Origin of the sequence: Pseudorhodobacter sp. (assembly GCF_030452865.1) — a bacterium.
In the GTDB taxonomy this organism is placed as follows: domain Bacteria; phylum Pseudomonadota; class Alphaproteobacteria; order Rhodobacterales; family Rhodobacteraceae; genus Pseudorhodobacter.
Genome location: NZ_JAKDLJ010000310.1, coordinates 1 through 4,502 on the forward strand (window position 1 = coordinate 1; position 4,502 = coordinate 4,502).

Consider the following 4,502-nt stretch of genomic DNA (forward strand, 5'->3'; position numbering starts at 1 on the left):
CTTCTATCTGTCGATGTCGGGCATTGCGGCCTTCCCGAAATCGACGGAACTGCGCGCGATTTTCGCCGCTGCCCCCCTGGACCGAATTCTGGTGGAAACCGACAGCCCGTATCTTGCGCCACCGCCGCATCGCGGCCGCCGCAATGAACCCAGCTTTACCGCACACACCGCCCGCGTTGGTGCCGGGGTGTTCGGTCTTTCGTTGCCAGAGTTTGCCGCCGCCACAACCGCGAATTTCGACCGCCTGTTCTGGAAGGCGAAAGCGCCATGACGGCAAAACTGCGTTTTACCATTCTGGGATGTGGGTCATCCGGCGGGGTGCCGCGTCTGGGCGGGCATTGGGGCGATTGTGACCCGAATAATCCTAAGAACCGCCGCCGCCGCTGTTCGATGCTGGTTGAACGGCGGACGGAGGCAGGCACAACCCGCGTACTGATCGACACCTCCCCCGACATGCGCGAACAGTTGCTGTCGGCAGAGATCGGCACGCTTGACGGGGTGGTTTTCACGCATGCCCATGCCGACCACACCCACGGCATCGACGATCTGCGTCAGATCGTGTTCAACACAAAGATCCGCTTGCCGGTCTGGGCCGACGCGCCGACGCAAGTGGCGCTGCGCGACCGCTTTCGCTATGTGTTTGAACAAATCCCAGGCTCTTCTTATCCTCCGATCCTTGACCTCCATCTGCTGGACGGGCCGGTGACGGTTTCCGGCGCAGGAGGCAATGTGGTACTCCACCCGTTTCTGGTGGAGCACGGCGCGATTGACGCATTGGGTTTCCGCATCGGCAGCTTGGCCTATTTGCCCGATGTGGTGGCAATTCCACCTGAAAGCTGGCCCTTTGTCGAAGGTCTGGAAGTGTGGGTCGTCGACGCGCTGCGCCGAAAGCCGCACCCGACCCATGTGCATCTGGCCAAGACACTGGAATGGATCGCCCGCGCGGCGCCCAAACGCGCGGTGCTGACCAATATGCACATAGATCTCGACTATGAGACCGTCGAAGCGGAGACAGCCGATCATATAACCCCCGCCTTTGACGGGATGGTGATCGAGTTGAATGCCCCCTGATGAACATGCTGCCGTGAACGCGCTGCTGGATGTCATCCTGCCGGTTTTCCTGATCCTCGGGGCTGGATATGTTGCGGCGTGGCGCAAAATCGTCGACGAGGGCGCGATTGATGGCGTGATGCGGTTTGCCCAGAATTTCGCGGTGCCGTGCTTGCTGTTTCGCTCGATCAGCCGCCTCGATCTTGCCCAAAGCTTCGATCCCGGATTGCTGATCAGCTTTTATGCCGGCGCGTTGGGGGCCGGGGTTTTGGGCTATCTTGGTGCGCGGGTGTTCTTCGCCCGCGATGCCAAAGACGCGCTGTCGATTGCCTTTGTCGCCAGCTTTTCAAACACGCTGCTTCTTGGTCTGCCGATCACCGAGCGGGCTTATGGCGCCGATGCGTTGGCAGGCAATTATGCCATTATCTCCATTCATTCACCCTTGATTTACGCCATCGGAATCAGCCTGATGGAAGCAGTCCGCAGTCGTGGGCAAGGCATGGCGAAAGCCGCACTCCTCCGGCAGATTTTGCGCGCGATCCTGAGCCAGCCTTTGGTGCTTGGCATTCTTGGCGGATTTGTAGTGAACCTGACCGGGTTGCCGCTGCCAACAGCGGTTTCGTCGGCCGTGGACATGATGGTAAGGGCCGCTATTCCTGCGGCACTGTTCGGCCTTGGCGGCGTGTTGGTGCGGTATCGGCCTGAAGGTGATATGAAAACCATCGCCATGGTCTGCGGCCTCAGCCTGATTGCGCATCCGCTGATTACTTATGGTTTGGGGCGCTTTGTGTTTGGGTTGAACACTGACCAGATGCGGTCTGCGGTGGTGACGGCGGCAATGGCACCCGGCGTAAACGCCTATCTTTACGCCAATATCTATAGTGCGGCACGGCGGGTTGCGGCGTCTTCGGTGTTGCTGGCCACGGCGGCAACCATTGTTACCGCTTGGGCGTGGCTGCATCTCTTGCCGTGATATCTGGCGTAGGATTCTCAAACCACCTGTCGTTTGGCAGGCTGCTGACAGGTAGTTAACCCAAGAAGAACCTAGCGAGGCGGGTGAGTTTGGCCTGCGCGGCTTTAGGAGGGTGTCACACCACGAAGCCGCTCAGACCGGCGGCGTAACAGCTCCACCACCGTCAAGAGCACGATGGAGAACGCGACAAGTATGGTTGCCACCGCCAGAATCGACGGGCTGATCTGTTCGCGGATGCCGTTCCACATCTGACGCGGGATGGTTTGCTGCGCGTGGCTACCGATGAACAGCACCACCACCACCTCATCAAACGAGGTCACGAAAGCAAACAGCGCGCCGGAGACGACGCCGGGCGTGATCAGCGGCAGTTGCACTTTGAAAAACGTCGTCGCCGGTCCGGCACCAAGGTTTTGCGCGGCACGCACAAGGCTGCGGTCAAAGCCCATCAAGGTGGCGGTAACGGTGATGATGACGAAGGGAATCCCAAGCGTCGCATGGGCGAGGATCACGCCGAAATAGGTGCCGGAAAGGCCGATGTCGGAGTAGAAGAAGAACAGACCCGTTGCGGTGATGATGATCGGCACGATCATCGGAGAGATCAGGATTGCCATGATCAGCTTGCGATAGGGCATTTCCGGGCGTGACAGGCCAAGCGCCGCGATAGTGCCAAGGACAGTGGCAAGGATGGTTGCGAAAAAGCCGATGATGACCGAGTTTTTCGCCGCCTGTACCCACTGTGCATTGTGCCAAACGTCGGACCACCAGGCGCCATCGCGGAGCGCGCCGGGCAGCGTCATGCCGAAGGTCAGCAGGTTATCATACCAGCGTAGCGAATAGCCTGCCGGATCAAAATGCAGCATCGCGCGGGTGAAGGTGAAATAGGGGTCGGCGTTGAACGACAGCGGGATGATGATCAGGATCGGCGCGATCAGGAAAATGAAGATCAGCGCGCAGATCACGCGGTAGGTGTAGTACCAGACGCGCTCTAACGGGGATGCGTAGACGGGAAGTGCCATATCCGATTATCCCAGTTTCATGTTGTCGATACCGACAAGGCGGTCATAGGCCCAATACAGGATCAGCACCGCCGCCAGCAGCATCGAGGCCAATGCAGCCGCCAATGACCAGTTCAGCGATTTCAGCATGTGAAAGGCGATCTGGTTGGAAATCAGCGTGCCATCGGCACCCCCGACCAAAGCAGGCGTGATGTAATAGCCGACCGCCAGAATGAAGCACAAAATCCCCCCGGCCCCGATGCCCGACACGGTTTGCGGCAGATAGATGCGGCGGAATGTTGTCCATGAGGTTGCACCCAAGCTGCGGGCGGCGCGGGCATAGGCTGGCGGGATCGTCTTCATCACCGAGTAAAGCGGCAAGATCATGAACGGCAGCAGAATATGCGTCATCGCAATGATAGTGCCGGTCTGGTTATACATCATCTCCAGGCGGTTGCTGTCTGACACCAAACCGAGCTTGACTAGGACATCATTCACCACACCCTGACTTTGCAACAGCACCATCCAGCTTGTCGTCCTGACCAGAAGCGAGGTCCAGAACGGCAGCAGCACAAGAATCATCAACAGGCTGGCGTGGCGCAGCGGCAGCACTGCCAGCAAATGCGCGACCGGAAAGCCCAGTAGTAGGCAAAGTGCGGTGATCACGACAGAGAGGATGAAGGTGCGGATGAACAGCTTGATGTAGATACGGTTGGTTTCGGGGGCGGTCTCAAAGTTGCCGTCCGCTCCGATCTTGCGGTCCACTGCTGCCTGATAGAAGTTCAGCGTCGCACGCGCGGAGGCGGAGCGCATCGCCGCCCAAAGATCCGCCTTGCCCCAACCCGGATCCAAGGCAAGGAGTGCCTCTTTATACGGCGGTTTCAGATCTTTCGCCTTGCGCGCGGACGAGGTGAAAAGCGAACGGGTGCCCGCGATTTCGTAATTGATACGGGTGCCGACATTGCCGGCAGTCTTGTCGGCATATGACGTTGCCAAATCCGCAGCGAGGGCGGCATAGGCGGCCTCATCCGGGTCGGCCTTACCATTTTCATCAAACCATTCGCCGAGTGCAGGCATATTGGCGGAAAACTGATCATTGACCACGGAACGCGACAGCATTTGCCCAATCGGCACCGCAAATGTGACGAGAACAAAGACCAAAAGTGGTGCCACCAGCAGAAACGCGCGAATACGGGCACGACGAGAGGCACGGGCAAGCGCGGATTTCAACGGCATCCCGTCAACGGTTCGCAGCGGTTCACCCGGATCATGCGTCTCGGCTTGTGCCATGCGGGAGCGTTCCTGTTCTGGTTTTGATTGCCCATTCGGGCGATTTGGGGGGCGCGGTCAAGCCGCGCCCCCGCTTGGCTTATTGCAGCAGCCAGGCGTTGAAACGCTCGTTCAGCTCGGTATCGTGATCGGCCCAGAAGCTCAGGTCCGAGAACAGGGCGTTCTTCATGTTATCCGGGCTGGTCGGCAGGTTC

Annotated in this window: 5 protein-coding genes; 3 read left to right on the forward strand and 2 right to left on the reverse strand. The window is 59.1% G+C overall.

The genetic code is table 11. The features are described 5' to 3' along the window. The 3 genes from L0H65_RS15185 to L0H65_RS15195 all read left to right on the forward strand — a co-directional run. On the forward strand, positions 1–271 hold a 271-nt coding region (locus L0H65_RS15185), incomplete at its 5' end, for a TatD family hydrolase (RefSeq protein ID WP_301459886.1). Beyond that, the gene (locus tag L0H65_RS15190; RefSeq protein WP_301459887.1) at positions 268–1,071 is read left to right on the forward strand and encodes an MBL fold metallo-hydrolase; all 804 of its coding nucleotides are present in this window, start codon (positions 268–270) and stop codon (positions 1,069–1,071) included. The genes L0H65_RS15185 and L0H65_RS15190, both read left to right, overlap by 4 nt. Positions 1,072–1,084: 13 nt before the next feature. After that, entirely contained in the window at positions 1,085–2,023 is a 939-nt protein-coding gene (locus tag L0H65_RS15195) for an AEC family transporter (RefSeq protein WP_301459890.1), read from the forward strand. 104 nt (positions 2,024–2,127) lie between these two features. Here the strand turns inward: L0H65_RS15195 and L0H65_RS15200 are convergent, their stop codons facing one another. Beyond that, positions 2,128–3,039, reverse strand: a complete 912-nt coding sequence (locus tag L0H65_RS15200; RefSeq protein WP_301459888.1) for an ABC transporter permease — start codon at positions 3,037–3,039, stop codon at positions 2,128–2,130. 6 nt (positions 3,040–3,045) lie between these two features. Next, complete coding sequence (locus tag L0H65_RS15205) at positions 3,046–4,308, reverse strand: ABC transporter permease (RefSeq protein ID WP_301459889.1); 1,263 nt, start codon at positions 4,306–4,308, stop codon at positions 3,046–3,048. Positions 4,309–4,502: the final 194 nt, after the last annotated feature.

Excerpts from the sequence above, each read along its gene's own strand:
- L0H65_RS15190 (WP_301459887.1), top strand. The coding sequence starts at position 268 with ATGACGGCAAAACTGCGTTTTACCATTCTGGGATGTGGGTCATCCGGC.
- L0H65_RS15200 (WP_301459888.1), bottom strand. The coding sequence starts at position 3,039 with ATGGCACTTCCCGTCTACGCATCCCCGTTAGAGCGCGTCTGGTACTAC.
- L0H65_RS15205 (WP_301459889.1), bottom strand. The coding sequence starts at position 4,308 with ATGGCACAAGCCGAGACGCATGATCCGGGTGAACCGCTGCGAACCGTT.